Raw genomic sequence first — 17,506 nt, 5'->3', positions numbered from 1 at the left:
CGCGGATTGTTTTACAATGACAATTAAGTGAAGAATTTTGAAAGGGGCATTCCTATGGAAAATAAGAAAAGAAAAGTTGTATTTTCTGCAGAAGAGATACAAAATGTAGTTGATGGATTGGGAAAAAAATTGGACCAAGATTATGCAGGAGAAAAAATATTAGTTGTTTCTCTTTTGAAAGGTAGTTTTGTATTTACAGCAGATTTGGTTCGTGCGATGGAAGTGCCAACACAAATTGAGTTTATGACGACATCAAGCTATGGTCACGGTGAAGAATCAAGTGGACAAGTTAAGATAGTAAATGACTTAGATGTGGATTTAACTGATCGCCACGTACTTATTGTAGATGACATAATGGATTCAGGTCTTACTATGAAAGTTATAAAAGAGCATTTAGAGTCTAAAGGCCCTAAATCTGTAAAGACTTGTGTATTATTAGACAAGCCTGAGAGAAGAGTTGTTGAAATCGAGCCAGATTATGCAGGATTTGTTATTCCTGATTTATTTATAGTTGGATATGGACTAAATTATGGTGACTATTTTAGAAATATTCCATACATTTTTTCATTCGTAGATTAAAAATAGAAAAAATGATTTTAGACCGAGGAGATTTTTCTCCTCGGTTTTAGATTGAAAAGAGAGGTGTAAAGATGTACGATCAATTTGCTGAAGTATACGATCGTCTGATGGAAGAAGTACCATATGATAAATGGTTTGACTACATAGAAAGTATATTTGAGAAGGAAAACCTAAAGCCAAAGAAAGTTTTAGAGATGGCTTGTGGGTCGGGAAACTTGACACAGTATTTTTGTAAGAAGCGCTATGATACTACTGCATTTGATTTATCAGAAGATATGCTTTTGCTTGCAAGAGAAAAAATTGGCAGATGCCCAAATTTGAAACTTTCACATCAAAATATGATAGATTTTAAATACAGGCAAAAGTTTGATTCTATAATTGCTGTTTGTGATAGTATAAACTATATAGTTGAAGAAGAAGATCTTTTAAAAACGTTTGAAAATGTTTATAATCATCTTGAAGAGGATGGAATTTTTATATTCGATGTAAATACGCCCTATAAATTAGAGCATATATTAGGCAAAAATAAGTTCATAAGTGAAGAAGAGGATTGCTTTTTAGTTTGGGAAAATAACTATGAAGCACCTATTTGCAAATTTATTTTAAATATATTCATGGAAGTAGAAGAAGGTCTCTATGAGAGATATGAAGAGGAACATCTTGAAAGAGCTTATGAAATAGAATATTTGAAAGAAAAACTTAGTGAAGCTGGGTTTGGTAAAATAGACGTCTATGAAGCTTTTGAAATGGAATTTGATGATTCTAAAAAGATAGAGAGAGTAAATTTTGTAGTTAGAAAATAGGATAGGAGATGAGTAAAATAGAAAATTATGTAATTCGTGGAGTAGATAAAAATAGAAGTTTTAGAGTTTTTATAGCAAAAACTACAGAAATGGTGGAAAAGGCTAGAATTACCCATAACCTTACACCGGTTGCTACTGCAGCACTTGGAAGAAGTATTACTGCTGGGGCAATAATGGGAGTTATGCAAAAAAATGAAAAAGATGAAGTTTCCATGATAATAAAGGGAGACGGTCCATTAGGTGAAGTCGCAGTTGTAGCCAAAAAAAATGGTAATGTAAAGGGGTATGTTGGAAACCCTAATATTCCAGTTGAGATAAATGAGCAAGGAAAGTTAGACGTAGGCGGGGCTGTTGGTAAAGGAAAACTTACAGTCATAAGAGATTATGGACTTAAAGAACCTTACGTAGGTCAAGCTGATTTAATTAGTGGAGAGATAGCGGAGGATTTGAGTAATTATTATGTAGTATCTGAGCAGCAACCGTCGGCAGTAGCTTTAGGAGTACTAGTTGAAAAAGATTTATCTGTAAAAGCAGCAGGTGGAATGATAATACAAGTACTTCCGAATATTTCAGAGGATGATTTAGGATTACTTGAACACAAACTACAGGTTATGACACCTATGTCAGCACTTATAGACGAGGGATATTCTCCAGAAGAAATACTTGAGGGCCTTTTTGAAGATATGGGAATTGAACTTTTAGAGAAACAGGAAATTAACTATATTTGTGACTGTGATAAAGAACGAATAGAGCGAGCTCTTATAAGTGTCGGTAAGGCAGAGATTAAAGATATGATTGAAAAAGATCATGGAGCAGAGCTTACATGCCATTTCTGTAATACAAAATATGTATTTTCAGAGTCTGATTTGGCAAAACTCATAGAAAAAGCTGAAAAATAGAGAAAATATGCGGAAATCTCTTGACACAATTGGAATAAGTTGGTATACTAATATCGTTGTCAGAAGAGATGACGCTTTTGCCCAGATAGCTCAGTCGGTAGAGCAGGGGACTGAAAATCCCCGTGTCGGTGGTTCGATTCCGCCTCTGGGCACCAGATTAGACTTCCAGCTTGGAAGTCTTTTTTTTATATATTAAAAAGAACTCGGAGTGGTTGATATGGAATTAGCTATCGTAGACGGAAGAATGCCAGATAGTATGATTGCTAACTTAAAAGCGTGTGGTTTTGCAGTAGAAAAAACTATAGAACATTCAAAATTAGCAAAACCAGTTGCATATCATCCAGATATGCAGATGTGTAGAATTGATAAGCATACAATAGTTATTTGCCCAGAACTTTTTAATCATTATATCAATAAATTGGAAAAATATGATTTGAATCTTATCTGTGGTAAATCAAAATTAGAACATAAATATCCTTTAGATATAGCCTATAATTGTGCTGTCATGAGGAATAAAGCATTTCACAGAGCTAACTTTACTGATGAAATAATAAAACGAGAGTTATGTAAAAATAATATAGAACTTGTAAATATCAATCAGGGTTACGGCAAGTGTTCCATGGCAATAATCCCAGATGGTAGCTGTATTTGTGGAGATGTTGGAGTTGGCAATGTGCTTAGAAAAGAAAAGATTGACTATTTGGAAATAAATCCAAATAGTATAATACTAAATGGATATGATCATGGATTTATAGGAGGCTCTAGTAGCCAAGGAAGTGACAAACTTTACATTACTGGTTCACTTGAGTATCATGATTTTGAAAAGAGTGTAAGAGAATGGATTGAAGCTAAGGGAATAGAATTAATAGAACTTAGTGATGATATTATAGTGGATTACGGAACTATATTGATTATGGGAGAATGATATGAACTTATTAGTTATAGATAAAAAAAATTGGATAAATGATACAACGATTAGAGTAGAGGGTAGACAATATAAGCATATGTTAGAAGTGCACAAGGTGGAATTAGGAGATTCTATCAGAGTAGGCGAACTAAATGGGAAAATAGGAGAGGGAATACTCGTTAGAATGGATGAAGAGTCTGCCGATATAGAGGTCGAGTTGAACCGAGAACCGCCGAATAAATTGCCAATAAAACTTATACTAGCTATGCCTAGACCTAAAGCAATGAAAAGGCTTATAGAAGATTGCACTACGCTTGGAATAGGGGAAATACATCTGATAAAAACCTGGAAAGTTGAGAAAAGCTATTGGTCTACACCTTGGCTAAGTGATGAAAAACTTAAGGAACAGATGTTATTAGGGTTAGAACAGGGTTGTGATACTATACTGCCTAAAGTAAGTATTCACAAGTATTTCAAACCATTTGTAGAAGATGAATTGCCTAGTATCATTGAAGGTACTGAGGCGATAGTAGCTCATCCGAGGATCGATAATAAAAACAGCTTAAGTGATTTTGAAGAAAAAGCAATTACTATAGCCATAGGTCCAGAAGGTGGTTTTACAGATTATGAAATAGATTGTCTAGAAAAGATAGGGTTTAAGGCCGTTAATTTGGGGAATAGAATACTTAGGGTGGAGACTGCTATAAAAGTCGCCATAGGTAGATTATATTATTAGAAATATTTTGCTACCGAGAATATTTATTATTATAAATATTTTGTTGACGAGAATATTTATTATTAAAAACATTTTAGACTTGACAAAAAAAATATAACTAAATATAATAAAACAAAAGATAAAAGCTGTGAAGGGACGAGTAAACTAAAAAAGGCTTCTAGAGAGGAATGACTAGGCTGGAATCATTCTAAGTACTGTTTGGTTGAATACTAACCCTGAGCTGAGTTCGAAAGCCTTGATTATATAAGGTGTAAGAATGTCCGTTGATTACGTTATAATCGTGAGCTGAAGAAAGACAATGTTTTTCTTAAGTAGGGTGGTACCGCGCGATAACTCTCGTCCCTAGCAGGATGTAGAGTTTTTTTATTTGTAAAAAAAGTGTGGAATTGATGAATACAGAGCTTGCAAAAGATAATATATGATGAAATAAAGGAGGAAGAGCAAATGGCAATGATTAATATTAAATTACCTGATGGATCAATTAAAGAGGTAGAAAAAGAAACGAGCGTATTGGATTTTGCTCGTGGAATAAGCGAAGGGCTTGCTAGAGTTGTTGTTGGAGCTAAATTCAATGGACAGCTTGTTGATTTGAAATCCAAATTAGAAGAAGATGGTGAAATTGAGCTGCTTAAAGCAGATTGTGCAGATGGAAAACATTTTTTCTGGCATACAAGTGCACATATGTTGGCTCAGGCTATTAAAAGACTATATCCAGATGCAAAATTGGCTATAGGACCTGCAATAAAAGATGGATTTTACTATGATATCGATGTTGAGCATAGATTTGTTCAAGAAGATTTAGAGAAAATAGAAAAAGAAATGAAAAAAATTGCAAAAGAAAACATAGAAATTGAGAGATTTGAATTGTCAAGAGAAGAAGCTCTTAAATTTGTAGCAGATCAAGGAGAAGATTACAAGGTAGAACTTATAACTGATTTACCAGAAGATTCTATAATATCTTTCTACAGACAGGGAGATTTTACAGACCTATGTGCAGGTCCTCACTTGTCTTCTACAAAGAAAGTTAAGGCTATTAAACTTACTAGTATAGCAGGAGCATACTGGAGAGGCGACGAAAAAAATAAAATGCTTCAAAGAATTTACGGTATCTCTTTTGAGAAAAACAAAGAATTAGAAGCTTACTTAGAGAGAATAGAAGAAGCTAAGAAGAGAGATCATAGAAAATTAGGACCAGCACTTGGTATATTCTCATTACCAGAAGAAGGCCCAGGTTTCCCTATATTCTTACCAAGAGGAATGGATCTTAAAAACGAATTATTAGCATACTGGAGACAGGTTCATAGAAAAGCGGGATACGTTGAAATAGAAACTCCAATCATATTGAATAGAAAACTTTGGGAGACATCAGGTCACTGGTATCACTACAAAGAGAACATGTATACTGTTCAAATTGATGAAGAGGATTTTGCGATCAAACCAATGAACTGTCCAGGTGGAATGCTTGCATACAAGACAGAGATGCACTCATATAGAGATTTCCCTATGAGAGTTGGAGAGCTTGGTAGAGTTCACAGACATGAATTTTCTGGAGCACTACATGGACTTATGAGAGTAAGAGCCTTTACTCAAGATGATGCTCATATATTCATGCTTCCAGAACAAATCAAAGATGAAATCAAAGGTGTTGCACAGCTTATTGATGAAGTTTACAAGACATTTGGATTTAAGTATCATTTAGAACTTTCAACTCGTCCAGAGAAATCATTGGGATCAGATGAAGATTGGGAATTAGCAGAGGATGGATTAAGAGGAGCGCTAGAGGAACTTGGTGTTGACTTCGTAGTTAACGAAGGTGATGGAGCATTCTATGGTCCTAAGATAGATTTCCACTTAGAAGATGCTATTGGAAGAACATGGCAATGCGGAACAATTCAATTAGATATGCAATTGCCACAAAGATTTGATTTAACTTATATCGGTAAAGATGGTGAAAAACATAGACCTATTATGATTCACCGTGTTGCATTTGGTAGTATTGAAAGATTTATGGGTATATTAATTGAGCACTATGCTGGTAAGTTCCCAACATGGTTAGCTCCAGTTCAAGCGAAAATTTTACCTATTTCTGATAAATTCATAGGATACGCTAAAGAGATTAAGGATAAATTATTTGATTTAGGCATAAGAGTAGAATTAGACGATAGAGCAGAAAAAATAGGTTATAAAATAAGAGAAGCTCAATTAGAAAAAGTTCCATATATGTTAGTTATTGGCGAGAAAGAAGCAGAAGCTAATGCTGTTGCAGTTAGATCTAGAGATAAGGGTGACTTAGGAAGCTCGACTTTAGATGAGTTTGTAGAAAAAATTAGTAAAGAAATTAGAGAAAAACAAAATTCACTTTAGAAATAGAAAAGGGGCGAATAGCCCCTTGATCCTTGATGCTATATGAGGAGGAGTAGTTTATGGCAAAACTTTATATTACACGTCATGGGCAAACGCAGTGGAATGAAGAGCGCAGATTGCAAGGTAGTAAGAATTCTGCACTTACAAAGCTAGGTTTACAGCAAGCTATGTGGCTTAGTACGGCACTTATAGATGTTGAGTTTGATGCAATATATGCAAGTCCGCTTGAAAGAGCACAAACTACAGCTGAAATACTAAGGGCTGATAGGAAGATAGAAATTCAAACTATAGATGATTTGAGAGAATGTAATTTTGGAATTTGGGAAGGCTGGAGAATAGATGAAATAGATGAGAAATTCCCTGAGGAATCTCATAATTTTTGGAATCAACCAGAACTGTATAAACCGATAGATGGAGAAACATTTGAATCAGTAGAGGAAAGAGTTCTTGCCACTATCAAAAAAATTGGTGAAGAAAAAGAAGGCAATATTTTGATCGTAGCTCATGGAATAGTAGTGAAAGTTTTGATGAACTATTTTATGAAATTGGGGATTGAAACATTGTGGGAAAACTTTGTGAAACCAACAAGTCTGAGCATTGTAGATTTTAAAAGTTTGGATGATTACGATGTGAGATTGTATGGAGATACATCACATTATAAAAAAGAGCTTGACAAATAGAATTGAGTAGAGTATACTTATCAAGTAAAGCAAGTAGAAGTTATCCGCTTCTCACCTTATGGCAAGGCTAATGAGGTTAATATTAAAGTTTGAACGAAGATTTGATTAGACTTTTGGCGGATGGCTGTGCAGTTTTAGCTATCCGCTTTTTATATACAAGTTACCATTAGCTAGGACTAATAGGAGGTGTTTTTTATTAAGGAACTTCAAATTAATGAACAAATTAGAGACAGAGAAGTAAGATTAATTGACGACGAGGGCAATCAGTTAGGAGTAGTACCTGGAAAGGAAGCTCAGAGACTTGCCAATGAAAAGAAATTGGATTTGGTTAAGGTATCACCAAATGCTAAACCACCGGTATGCAAGATTTTAGATTACGGAAAGTACAAATACGATTTAGCGAAGAAAGAAAAAGAAGCTAAGAAAAAGCAAAAAACAGTAAATGTAAAAGAGATCCGTATGACACCAAGAACTGATAATCATGATATCGAGGTCAAGGCCAACAACGCGAGCAAATTCTTATCTAAAGGTGATAAGGTAAAAGTGACCGTTAGATTTAGAGGACGCGAGATGGGTCATACTGATATTGGCTTTGATGTTTTAAATAAATTTGCCGAGAGGGTTTCGGAAATCAGCGATGTTGAGAAGAAAGCAAAACTTGAAGGCAGAAATATGACTATGGTGTTAACACCAAAGAAATCATAATTGAGAGGAGGACTTATTCATGGCTAAGAATAAAATGAAGACTCATAGAGGTGCAGCAAAAAGATTCAAAAAGACTGGTACAGGTAAATTAAAAAGAAGAAGTAACTATACAAGTCACATTTTGACTAAAAAATCACCTAAGAGAAAAAGAAATCTTAGAAAAGCTAAGATTGTTAGCGATAGCGATATGAAGAGAATAGCTCAATTATTACCATACTAGAGAGAATTTTAAAGAGGAGGCTGAGTTCAGATGGCAAGAGTTAAAAAGGCATTAAACGCAAAGAAAAAACATAAAAAGATCTTAAAACTTGCTAAAGGTTACTATGGCGCGAAGAGCAAAAACTTCAAACCAGCTAACCAAGCAGTTATGAAATCGTTAAAATATGCTTACACAGGACGTAAGTTAAAGAAAAGAGATTTTAGAAAATTATGGATCGCTAGAATCAATGCAGCAGCTAGAATCAATGGTTTAAGCTACAGCAGATTCATCAACGGTTTGAAAAAAGCTAACGTTGAGATCAACAGAAAAGTATTGTCTGAAATGGCAATCTATGATCCACAAGGCTTCAGCGCATTAGTTGAATTAGCTAAAAACCAATTATAATTGGAATTTTAAAGGGCCTAGGCCCTTTTTTATTTAGAAGATATTTTGTCAAACTTTGAAAACTTATGAAAAAGTGATATAATGAAAAAATGAATTGAGAATTGCTAAAAATTGACGTGAAAAATCACTATAGATAATAGATGATTTTGAAGTAAGGGGATGTTTAAAATCGACATTAAATCGAGTATAGAGCAATTAAAATTAGAACCTGCACAGGTGTTGGTTTTAGGTTTTGCTATTTTGATTATGATTGGAGCAACACTTTTAAACTTGCCTATAGCATCTATGGACGGTAAAAGTATAGGATTTATTGATGCTTTGTTTACATCCGCATCAGCGGTATGTGTTACTGGGCTCTCAGTTGTAAATACAGCTGCGCATTGGACATTATTTGGCAAGTTTGTCTTACTTGTACTTATACAAATTGGTGGCTTAGGATTTATGACTATGGCGACATTAGTTGCATTATTATTGGGAAGAAGAATTACTTTAAAAGAAAGACTTATAATGCAAGAAGAATTAAACCAATTTACGATGCAAGGACTTGTTAAACTTACAAAGTATGTTATATTATCAACTTTTTTTGTGGAGCTTATGGGAGCTATTGGATTAGCATTTACTTTTGTACCTCATTACAATGACCCTGTAAAGGGAATCTGGTATGCTGTTTTTCATTCTATTTCAGCATTTTGTAATGCTGGATTTGATTTGACTGGAAGCAGTATGGTTGAATTCGTAGGAGACCCGATAGTAAATATAGTTATGAGTTTACTTGTAATATTTGGTGGCCTTGGCTATTCGGTTTATATTAATGTTACGGATAGAATACTTCACAAAGGCGCAAGAAGAAAGTTCTCATTACATACAAAAATGGTATTGGTTATAACGGGAGCATTGCTTCTTTTGGGATTCGTATTGATTTTTATATTTGAATACAATAATACAGCTACATTTGGTTCATTGAATTTTGGTGAAAAGCTTTTTGCCGCATTTTTCCAATCAATGGCACCTAGAACTGCTGGTTTTAATAGTATAGATATGGCTGGAATAACAAATGCATCGGCATTTATTATAATAGTACTTATGTTTATAGGTGGATCACCAGGGTCAACAGCGGGTGGAATAAAAACAACGACCGTTGGAGCTCTAATTTATGCTATGATATCTGTTGTTCGTGGTAAAACGGATATAGAAGCATTTAAGAAAAGATTACCTAGTGAGATAGTACTTAGATCAATGACGGTAGTTGGTATAGCTATGGGAATTGTAAGTGTTGTTACTATGGCACTTTCAATTACAGAATCAGCTAGTTTTTTAGATATATTTTTTGAATCTGTATCTGCATTTGCGACTGTAGGACTCAGTAGAGGGCTTACACCTAATCTCACTGTAGTCGGAAGACTTATAATTACATTGACTATGTTTGTTGGAAGATTAGGACCACTAACTATGGCATTTGCATTTGCTCAGAGACAAAAGAAAAACAAAGGACAGTTTAGATATCCAGAAGAACGCATTATAGTAGGTTAGGAGGAAGACAGATGAGACAATTTGTCGTAGTAGGATGTGGAAGATTTGGTACGAGTTTGGCACAGACACTTTATGGATTAGGGTATGATGTCATGGCTATAGATAGTAGTGAAGAGAGAATTCAAGATTTAGCGAGTAGCGTTACTCATGCAGTTCAAGCAGATGCCTTAGATGAAAATACTCTTAGAACACTTGGAATAAGCAATTTTGATGTTGCAGTTATAACAATTGGTTCTAATATGCAGGCATCTATAATGGCTACACTTATAGCTAAAGAATTGGGTGTAAAGTTAGTTATAGCAAAAGCACAAAATGAGGTTCATGCAAAAGTTCTTCAAAAAATCGGTGCTGATAAAGTTGTATTTCCAGAGCGAGATATGGGAGCTAGGGTTGCACACAACTTAGTTTCATCAAATATATTAGACTATATAGAATTTGCTCCAGACTATAGTATAGTGGAAATTGTCGTTCCAGAGGAGTGGAGAGATAAGACACTTAGAGAGCTTAAATTGCCAGTTAGTCATGGTATAAATGTCATAGCAATAAAGCAAGGCGAGGAGCTGAATATATCTCCATATGCTGACGAAAAAATTAAGGCAGATGATATATTAATTGTTATAGGTAATAATAAGGATTTACAAAAATTGGAGAAAAATGATTAATGTTGATTGAAAGTAAGCAAAATAAACAATATAAAGAAGCATTAGCACTCAAAACTAGTCGTGGAAGAAAAAAAGCCAATTCGTATTATATTGAGGGAATAAAATTAGTAGAAGAAGCGCTTAGAAACCCAGATGATATAATAAAGGTGTTTTATCAAACTGGTTTTGGAATGAAAAGCGAAGAGAGAGCACTACTTGAGAAACTTGAGGATAACAAAATAATTAGATTTGAGCTTCCAAAACCTCTATTTAAGGAGATTTCTGACACTGAGCAAACCCAAGGAATTCTAGCTGTATTGAATCAAAAATGGTCATGTTTAGATGATTTTATGAAACTAGATAGAGAAAAATCAACATTGCTATTACTTGATAGGGTTCAGGATCCTGGAAATATCGGGACGATAATAAGAACGGCAGAAGCATTGAAAGTAGATGGGATAATATTTAGAATAGGAAGTGCAGATCCATTCAATCCAAAAGTTGTAAGATCTACTATGGGCTCTATACTTAGAATGCCTTTGTTTAAATCAGAAGATATATTTGTAGATTTGGAAAATATAAAAAAATCAGGATATAGAGTTTTTGCAACAAATTTGGAAGCATCAGAGTACTTGCATGAAACCGAATTTGATTCTAAAAATATATTGATTATAGGAAATGAAGCTAATGGAGTTGATGATGAATTATTTAATTTATCAGATAAACTATTAAAAATAAAAATGCTAGGGGCAGCAGAATCCCTTAATGCAGCGATTGCTACAGGTATAATACTGCATGAAATTCAGACTAAAGTATACTTGCCAAACTAGAAAAAGGATGATATAATTAGTCCTAAATTGAAAGAATCACTAAAATTAAATAGTTTATAGACTAAAGTAAAAGTATAGATAGAGAGAGTAGGTATAGTGAACTTAAAGAGAGAGAACTTCAAGGCTGTAAGAGTTCTTAAGTATAACTATTGCTGAAGTTCACTCTTGAACTGCAGACCTGAAATAGTATTAGGGTTTTGCCGGACTACGGTTCGTTAACAATTTGAGAGCCTCGTAAGAGTGAATCAGGGTGGTACCGCGGAATAACTTCGTCCCTTTTTGGAGACGGAGTTTTTTTATTGCAATTATTTATGGTGTTCACAATCAATTTTAAATTCAATCAGCTGTAAAGGCTAGATTTTAAGTAAGGGAAAGGAGTGGCTTTGTATGAAGGAAAAATTAAATCAAATACAGGCAAAGGCATTAGAAGCATTGGATCAAGTAGCAGATTTAGGTAATCTAGATAATCTAAGAGTCCAATATTTAGGTAAAAAAGGTGAGCTTACACAGATACTAAAGGGTATGAAAGACCTTTCAAAAGAAGAGCGCCCAGTTATTGGAGAAATGGCAAACCAAGTTAGATCTGCTATAGAAAACAAAATAGAAGATTTAAAAGTAAATATGAAAGAAAAGGCATTAACAGCTAAATTAGAAAAAGAAAAAATAGACGTTACTATGCCAGCTAAAGCTACAATGACAGGACATAGACATCCTCTAGTTCAAACGATAGAAGAACTTGAAAATATATTTAGAAATATGGGATTTGATGTAGTTGACGGCCCAGAAGTCGAGACTGTCGCAAATAACTTTGACGCATTAAACGCTCCAGAGAACCATCCATCTAGAGATATGACTGATACATTCTATATAGGGGACAATATACTACTTAGAACTCAAACATCTCCAGTACAAATCAGAGCTATGCGTCAGATGCAACCACCAATTAAAATAGTATCAGCGGGTAGAACATTTAGATTCGATGATGTTGATGATACTCACTCTCCTATGTTCCATCAAATGGAATGTCTTGTTGTTGGGGAAGGTATTACAATGGCAAATCTAAAAGATACGATAGATAGATTTATAAAGGAACTATTTGGAGAAGAACTTCCGACTAGATTTAGACCTCATTACTTCCCATTTACAGAGCCTAGTGCAGAAGTTGACGTTGTTTGTCAGGCATGTAAAGGAGATGGATGCTCGGAGTGTCACGGTACAGGATGGAGTATGGAACTTCTAGGTTGCGGAATGGTACACCCAGAAGTGCTTAGAAATTGTGGAATTGACCCAGAAAAATACACTGGATTTGCATTCGGCTGTGGAATCGATAGAATTACAATGGTTAAGCATGGCATAAAAGATATTCGATTATTATTCGATAACGATATGAGATTTTTAAATCAATTCTAGAGAGGGAGGAAGAATATGTTATTACCAATTCAATGGCTTAAAGAATATGTTCAAATAGAAAATGAAACAAAGGAAATATCAGACAGATTGACTTTAACTGGTTCTCATGTCGATGCTATTATTCCTTTAGAAAAAGAATTTACAAAGGTGGTAATAGGCCACATTCAGAGTATAGAAAAACATCCTGATGCAGACAAATTAGTTGTGACACAGGTAGATGTAGGGGAAGAAGAACTTCTACAGATAGTAACAGGAGCTAACAATATAAGTGTTGGAGATTACGTTCCAATTTCATTGGTAGGAGCTAGATTACCAGGTGGAGTTAAAATCAAAAAAGGTAAATTAAGAGGTGTACCATCTAATGGAATGATGTGTTCTACACAAGAACTTGGAATAGATGATTCAGTAACTCCAAAGGGAAGTAAAGATGGTATCTGGATATTACATGAAGGATTGACTCCAGGGATGGACGTCAAGGAAGCACTAGAGCTTAGAGGAGAAGTCTTAGATATTGAGATAACACCTAACCGTCCAGATTGCTTAAGTATAATTGGTATGGCAAGAGAGACTGCAGCAACATTTAGAACTCCAGTGAAATTACCAGAGATAAAAATTGAAAACGAAGTCGATGATATAAAAGACTATATGGACTCTATTGAAATCAAAGACGAGAATCTTTGCAATAGATATTATGGTAGAGTTATAAAAGATGTAAAAATTGAAGCATCCCCATACTGGATGCAAAAAAGACTTATGGATGTTGGAATTAGACCTATAAACAATATAGTTGATGTAACAAATTATGTAATGATGGAAATGGGTCAGCCGCTTCATGCATTTGATTATGATAAACTTGCGGGAAAACAGATAATCGTAAAAAGAGCTCAAGATGGTCAAGTATTTACTACATTAGACGATGAAGAGAGAAAACTTACAAACGATATGCTAATGATTTGCGATGCAGAAAATGAAGTTGCTATTGCTGGAGTTATGGGTGGCGGAAATAGTGAAGTGTCAGACGATACAAAAACTATATTCTTAGAAGCTGCTAATTTCAATGGAAGAAACATTCGTCTTACGGCAAAAGCACTTGGAATGAGAACTGATGCATCTGCTAAGTTCGAAAAAGATTTAGATCCAGGAATGGTTGACAAGGCTTGTGATAGAGCATGTCAGTTGATAGAAGAAATTGGAGCAGGAACGATTGTAAAGGGTCAAATTGACACTTATCCAGTTAAGAGAACTGCTTGGGAAGTAAGTGTTAGACCTGAGCGAGTTGAAAAACTTTTAGGAACAACTATTGCGGTAGATGATATGGTAGAAATACTAAATTACCTTCAAATTGAATCTAGAATTCAAGATGGAGTTATCGTTTCAACTATACCTACTTATAGAAATGATATCAAGATTGAAGCAGATTTGATTGAAGAAATCGGTAGAATTAATGGATTTGATGGAATCGAGCCTAAACCTTTCTTAGGCCCACTTACTAAGGGTGAGAAATCAGATTCAAGAAAAATAGAAGACTTAATAAAAGAAGTACTTCATGGTCAGGGATTAAATGAGATAACAACATATTCATTTATAAGTCCGAAAGCATATGACAAAATAGAATTGCCTGAAGATAGCATAAAGAGAAAAGTAGTAAAAATTCTAAACCCACTTGGAGAAGACTTCAGTGTGATGAGAACGACTCTTATGCCTAACATGCTTGAAGTATTATCTAAAAACTATAAACATGGTGTAGATAAAGCGTGGGCTTATGAGCTTGGAAATAGTTTTATACCTACTAATGAAGAATTGCTTACACTTCCTCATGAAATAAAATCTTTATGTTTTGGACTTTATGGAAATGATGTAGATTTCTTTAAAATGAAAGACATGGTGGAAAAAATATTAGTGAGATTGGGTATAGATGGATGCGAGTATTCTGCTGAAAAATTAAATACTGCATTCCACCCAGGTAGAACAGCTAATTTAACTAGAAACAATCAGTTATTAGGAACACTTGGAGAAGTTCATCCTAAGGTATTAGAAAACTATGGTATCAAAGAAAGAGTTTATGTTGCAGAAATTAATGTAGAATTATTAGTATCACTTACTACACTGACTAGAACGTATAAAGCACTTCCTAAATATCCAGCAATTACTAGAGATATAGCTCTTGTAGTTGAGAGAGATTTACCAGTAGGAGAAATAGAGAAGGTAATAAAAGGCGTAGGTGGTCAATTAGTTGAGAATGTTTCACTATTTGATATATATACTGGTGAGCAAATTGATGCTGACAAAAAGAGTGTAGCTTATTCAATACATTATCGTTCTTATGAAAAAACATTACAAGATGATGATATAAAAGAAACACACGATGGAATACTGACAGCACTAGAAGAAAAGCTTTCAGCTACACTTAGAAAATAACAATTATACTATATGCAAATTAAACTGCTAGACTATTTAAGTTCTAGCAGTTTTTTTATCAAAATTATTTCGAGAAAACACGCTCCTTTATTTATATAGGTTTAGTGGGGGCATGTAACACTAGCTATTATACAATTGTTCTATTGAATAATTGCTACAATATAGATATAATGGTTATATAATGAGAAAAAAGGAGCGATTTTATGAGTGAACGCCATAAAGTAATCGTCAAAATAAACGGAAGAGATTATACAATCGTAGGAGAAGAACCGGAAAGCTATATTCAGGGAATAGGCAAGCATATTGATGAGCTAGTTTCAGAGATTATGAAAAATAATTCAAAGCTTAGCGACAGTATGGCTGCAGTTTTAGCTGCGTTTACATTAGCTGATGATTTGAATAAAGAGAGACGTGAAAATCATAAACTTGAGAAAGAACTAGACGATTTTAAAAAACGCTGGGAAGAAGTAGATAGACATGAGGATGTTTTTGAAAAATTAAAAGAAAAACAGAAACAATTAATAGAAGATAAACACAAGCTAGAATTGACTATAGCTGAGCAGAAGAAGACTATGGAAGTACAAATAAATGAGATGAAAACACATGACAACAAAAAAGCAAAAATTGAAGAAGAATTGAAAATTGCTCAGGAAAAGATTTTTGAGGTAGAACATAAATATCTTCAAGTCAAAAAGGAATTAACAGAATTAGTTAGTAGAATGAAAGAGTAGAGTTTATCGCCTACTCTTTTGTTTTGAGTGCAATAGATTTTAATGTTGGAGGAAGTATATGAAAAAATATGAGATATTAGCGCCAGTAGGAAGTAGAGAATCTTTTTTTGCAGCGATATCAGCTGGAGCAGATGCTATATACATGGGTGGAAAATTGTTTAATGCGAGGCATTATGCTTCAAATTTTGAGATAGATGAAATTAGAGAATTAGTTAAATATGCACATTTGAGATGCGTAAAAATTTATATAACTATGAATACCTTATTGAAAGATGAGGAGCTAAAAGAAACACTAGAATACATAAAAGATTTGTACGAAGCTGGTGTAGATGCGCTTATAATTCAAGATTTAGGTCTATACTATATATTGAGGAAGTATTGCCCTGAATTCGAGATTCATGCGAGTACTCAGATGAGTATACACAATGCGAGTGGGGTTGCTGTTTGCCAGAAAATGGGATTTTCTAGAGTGGTGTTGGCAAGAGAAGTTAAAATCAGCGAGATTTTAAAGGCATCTAAAGTGGGACCAGAGTTAGAGGTATTTGTACATGGAGCGCTTTGTCAATCATATTCAGGACAGTGCTTGATGAGCAGTATGTTAGGTGGAAGAAGTGGAAATAGGGGACGATGTGCTCAGCCATGCAGGCTTCCATATGAAATAGTAAATGTAGATAGTGAAAATACTATAGGAAAAACAAAATATTATCTAAGTCCTAAAGACCTTTGTACTATAGATAAAGTATCAGAACTTTTAGAAGCTGGAGTACATTCTCTCAAAATAGAAGGTAGGATGAAAAGGCCTGAATATGTGGCGACGGTAGTAAATCATTATAAAACAAAATTGGAAGAGACAGAAAGAGATTCATCAGATAAAATGATAGAAGAGCTTATGCAAATTTTCAATAGAGGATTTACAGAAGGTCTAGCATTTAATGATAGGGGAGCTGACTATTTTTCGGAAGACAAACCAAATAATAGAGGCATAGAACTTGGAAGAGTGAGAGCTTCAAAAAATAAAAATAATTGGATTATAGAATCGTCTAGAGGATTAGAATCAGGCGATGGAATAGAATTTAGATTTGAAAACAAAAGTTATGGAATGATAATAGATGAAATAAAAGAACTAAAGTCAAATTGCTATGAGCTTTATTTTAAAGAAAATTTGGCAGGATTCACAGCTTATAGGACGAGTCAAAAGAAACTAATAGATAAAGCACAGATGTGGTCAAAGGAAAAAAGAATACCTCACAAAGTTAGATTATGGATAGAACTTAAGGAGGGAGATACTTTAAAGTTAAGAGCTTTTGAAGAAGAAAATGAAATTTGGGTTAGTGCCGAGGGGGATGTACCAAGTCAAAAAGCTCAGAAAATTGGTCTAAGTGAAGAAAAGATAATGCAATCTTTGAGCAAGTTAAAAGATACTTATTTTGAATTTAATGAAGTAAACGCAGATATACAAGAGGGATTATTCCTACAGGTTAAGGAAATTAATTCATGCAGAAGAAAATTAGTTGAAAAATTAGAAGAAATTTATCATAAAAGACCAGAATTAGATAGTAACAGAGAAATTGTTAGTGATGAATTATTTTCGAAAAGCAAAAATAGTTTAAGAAATAAAGAATTGTATTTAAGTGCAAATTATAGAGACTTAAGCAAATTTTCAAAGGAT

17 protein-coding genes, 1 tRNA gene and 3 other annotated features are annotated in these 17,506 nt (G+C 34.1%); all 18 genes read left to right on the top strand.

The genetic code is table 11. The annotated features are described in order from the left end of the window. Positions 1 to 54: 54 nt before the first annotated feature. A complete protein-coding gene (gene hpt, locus N4A40_07520; GenBank protein MCT4661696.1) occupies positions 55 to 579 on the top strand; it encodes a hypoxanthine phosphoribosyltransferase in 525 nt (174 codons plus the stop codon). A 71-nt stretch (positions 580 to 650) separates the two neighbouring features. Then, positions 651 to 1,382, top strand: a complete 732-nt coding sequence (locus N4A40_07515; GenBank protein ID MCT4661695.1) for a class I SAM-dependent methyltransferase — start codon at positions 651 to 653, stop codon at positions 1,380 to 1,382. A gap of 8 nt (positions 1,383 to 1,390) precedes the next feature. Beyond that, positions 1,391 to 2,281, top strand: coding sequence for an Hsp33 family molecular chaperone HslO (gene hslO / locus N4A40_07510; protein ID MCT4661694.1), 891 nt, complete (start codon positions 1,391 to 1,393; stop codon positions 2,279 to 2,281). A 79-nt stretch (positions 2,282 to 2,360) separates the two neighbouring features. Further along, positions 2,361 to 2,436 (top strand) — tRNA-Phe (locus N4A40_07505). A 62-nt stretch (positions 2,437 to 2,498) separates the two neighbouring features. Continuing rightward, positions 2,499 to 3,206, top strand: a complete 708-nt coding sequence (locus tag N4A40_07500) for a hypothetical protein (GenBank protein ID MCT4661693.1) — start codon at positions 2,499 to 2,501, stop codon at positions 3,204 to 3,206. Position 3,207: 1 nt separating this feature from the next. After that, positions 3,208 to 3,924 carry a 16S rRNA (uracil(1498)-N(3))-methyltransferase gene (locus N4A40_07495; protein MCT4661692.1) on the top strand — a complete coding sequence of 239 codons (717 nt, stop codon included), beginning with the start codon at positions 3,208 to 3,210 and terminating at the stop codon, positions 3,922 to 3,924. A 118-nt stretch (positions 3,925 to 4,042) separates the two neighbouring features. After that, positions 4,043 to 4,271 (top strand) — a binding site (T-box leader). A 103-nt stretch (positions 4,272 to 4,374) separates the two neighbouring features. Further along, complete coding sequence (thrS, locus tag N4A40_07490; protein ID MCT4661691.1) at positions 4,375 to 6,288, top strand: threonine--tRNA ligase; 1,914 nt, start codon at positions 4,375 to 4,377, stop codon at positions 6,286 to 6,288. A 59-nt stretch (positions 6,289 to 6,347) separates the two neighbouring features. Then, positions 6,348 to 6,968, top strand: coding sequence for a histidine phosphatase family protein (locus tag N4A40_07485; GenBank protein MCT4661690.1), 621 nt, complete (start codon positions 6,348 to 6,350; stop codon positions 6,966 to 6,968). A 25-nt stretch (positions 6,969 to 6,993) separates the two neighbouring features. Beyond that, positions 6,994 to 7,128 (top strand) — a sequence feature (ribosomal protein L20 leader region). A gap of 26 nt (positions 7,129 to 7,154) precedes the next feature. Then, complete coding sequence (gene infC / locus N4A40_07480) at positions 7,155 to 7,673, top strand: translation initiation factor IF-3 (GenBank protein ID MCT4661689.1); 519 nt, start codon at positions 7,155 to 7,157, stop codon at positions 7,671 to 7,673. A 19-nt stretch (positions 7,674 to 7,692) separates the two neighbouring features. After that, complete coding sequence (gene rpmI / locus N4A40_07475; GenBank protein MCT4661688.1) at positions 7,693 to 7,893, top strand: 50S ribosomal protein L35; 201 nt, start codon at positions 7,693 to 7,695, stop codon at positions 7,891 to 7,893. Between the two features lie 30 nt (positions 7,894 to 7,923). Further along, positions 7,924 to 8,277 carry a 50S ribosomal protein L20 gene (gene rplT / locus N4A40_07470; GenBank protein MCT4661687.1) on the top strand — a complete coding sequence of 118 codons (354 nt, stop codon included), beginning with the start codon at positions 7,924 to 7,926 and terminating at the stop codon, positions 8,275 to 8,277. Between the two features lie 159 nt (positions 8,278 to 8,436). Beyond that, the gene (locus tag N4A40_07465) at positions 8,437 to 9,807 is read left to right on the top strand and encodes a TrkH family potassium uptake protein (protein MCT4661686.1); all 1,371 of its coding nucleotides are present in this window, start codon (positions 8,437 to 8,439) and stop codon (positions 9,805 to 9,807) included. Positions 9,808 to 9,818: 11 nt separating this feature from the next. Continuing rightward, positions 9,819 to 10,469: a TrkA family potassium uptake protein gene (locus N4A40_07460; protein ID MCT4661685.1), complete on the top strand. Its 651-nt coding sequence runs from the start codon at positions 9,819 to 9,821 to the stop codon at positions 10,467 to 10,469. Further along, complete coding sequence (locus N4A40_07455) at positions 10,469 to 11,278, top strand: RNA methyltransferase (GenBank protein MCT4661684.1); 810 nt, start codon at positions 10,469 to 10,471, stop codon at positions 11,276 to 11,278. Before N4A40_07460 ends, N4A40_07455 begins: the two co-directional genes overlap by 1 nt. Before the next feature lie 66 nt (positions 11,279 to 11,344). Then, positions 11,345 to 11,558: a binding site (T-box leader), on the top strand. Positions 11,559 to 11,665: 107 nt separating this feature from the next. Next, positions 11,666 to 12,688 (top strand): phenylalanine--tRNA ligase subunit alpha, encoded by a 1,023-nt coding sequence (gene pheS, locus N4A40_07450; protein MCT4661683.1) that lies wholly within the window; start codon positions 11,666 to 11,668, stop codon positions 12,686 to 12,688. 15 nt (positions 12,689 to 12,703) lie between these two features. Beyond that, positions 12,704 to 15,106 (top strand): phenylalanine--tRNA ligase subunit beta, encoded by a 2,403-nt coding sequence (pheT, locus tag N4A40_07445; protein ID MCT4661682.1) that lies wholly within the window; start codon positions 12,704 to 12,706, stop codon positions 15,104 to 15,106. 203 nt (positions 15,107 to 15,309) lie between these two features. Then, positions 15,310 to 15,837, top strand: coding sequence for a cell division protein ZapA (zapA, locus tag N4A40_07440; protein MCT4661681.1), 528 nt, complete (start codon positions 15,310 to 15,312; stop codon positions 15,835 to 15,837). Between the two features lie 58 nt (positions 15,838 to 15,895). Next, the coding region (locus N4A40_07435) for a U32 family peptidase (GenBank protein ID MCT4661680.1) at positions 15,896 to 17,506 on the top strand (1,611 nt) is incomplete at its 3' end.

It is taken from the genome of Tissierellales bacterium (assembly GCA_025210965.1).
Classification (GTDB): Bacteria; Bacillota; Clostridia; order Tissierellales; family JAOAQY01; genus JAOAQY01.
The sequence above is the reverse complement of the archived record's forward strand: the minus strand, read 5'-3'. Positions and strand labels throughout refer to the sequence as shown.

Bases quoted from the DNA above. Each gene is read 5' to 3' on its own strand.
- thrS (MCT4661691.1), top strand. From the start codon at position 4,375: ATGATTAATATTAAATTACCTGATGGATCAATTAAAGAGGTAGAAAAA.
- N4A40_07515 (MCT4661695.1), top strand. From the start codon at position 651: ATGTACGATCAATTTGCTGAAGTATACGATCGTCTGATGGAAGAAGTA.
- pheT (MCT4661682.1), top strand. From the start codon at position 12,704: ATGTTATTACCAATTCAATGGCTTAAAGAATATGTTCAAATAGAAAAT.
- N4A40_07500 (MCT4661693.1), top strand. From the start codon at position 2,499: ATGGAATTAGCTATCGTAGACGGAAGAATGCCAGATAGTATGATTGCT.
- zapA (MCT4661681.1), top strand. From the start codon at position 15,310: ATGAGTGAACGCCATAAAGTAATCGTCAAAATAAACGGAAGAGATTAT.
- hpt (MCT4661696.1), top strand. From the start codon at position 55: ATGGAAAATAAGAAAAGAAAAGTTGTATTTTCTGCAGAAGAGATACAA.
- rplT (MCT4661687.1), top strand. From the start codon at position 7,924: ATGGCAAGAGTTAAAAAGGCATTAAACGCAAAGAAAAAACATAAAAAG.
- N4A40_07460 (MCT4661685.1), top strand. From the start codon at position 9,819: ATGAGACAATTTGTCGTAGTAGGATGTGGAAGATTTGGTACGAGTTTG.
- N4A40_07495 (MCT4661692.1), top strand. From the start codon at position 3,208: ATGAACTTATTAGTTATAGATAAAAAAAATTGGATAAATGATACAACG.
- N4A40_07485 (MCT4661690.1), top strand. From the start codon at position 6,348: ATGGCAAAACTTTATATTACACGTCATGGGCAAACGCAGTGGAATGAA.
- pheS (MCT4661683.1), top strand. From the start codon at position 11,666: ATGAAGGAAAAATTAAATCAAATACAGGCAAAGGCATTAGAAGCATTG.
- hslO (MCT4661694.1), top strand. From the start codon at position 1,391: ATGAGTAAAATAGAAAATTATGTAATTCGTGGAGTAGATAAAAATAGA.
- N4A40_07465 (MCT4661686.1), top strand. From the start codon at position 8,437: ATGTTTAAAATCGACATTAAATCGAGTATAGAGCAATTAAAATTAGAA.
- N4A40_07455 (MCT4661684.1), top strand. From the start codon at position 10,469: ATGTTGATTGAAAGTAAGCAAAATAAACAATATAAAGAAGCATTAGCA.
- rpmI (MCT4661688.1), top strand. From the start codon at position 7,693: ATGGCTAAGAATAAAATGAAGACTCATAGAGGTGCAGCAAAAAGATTC.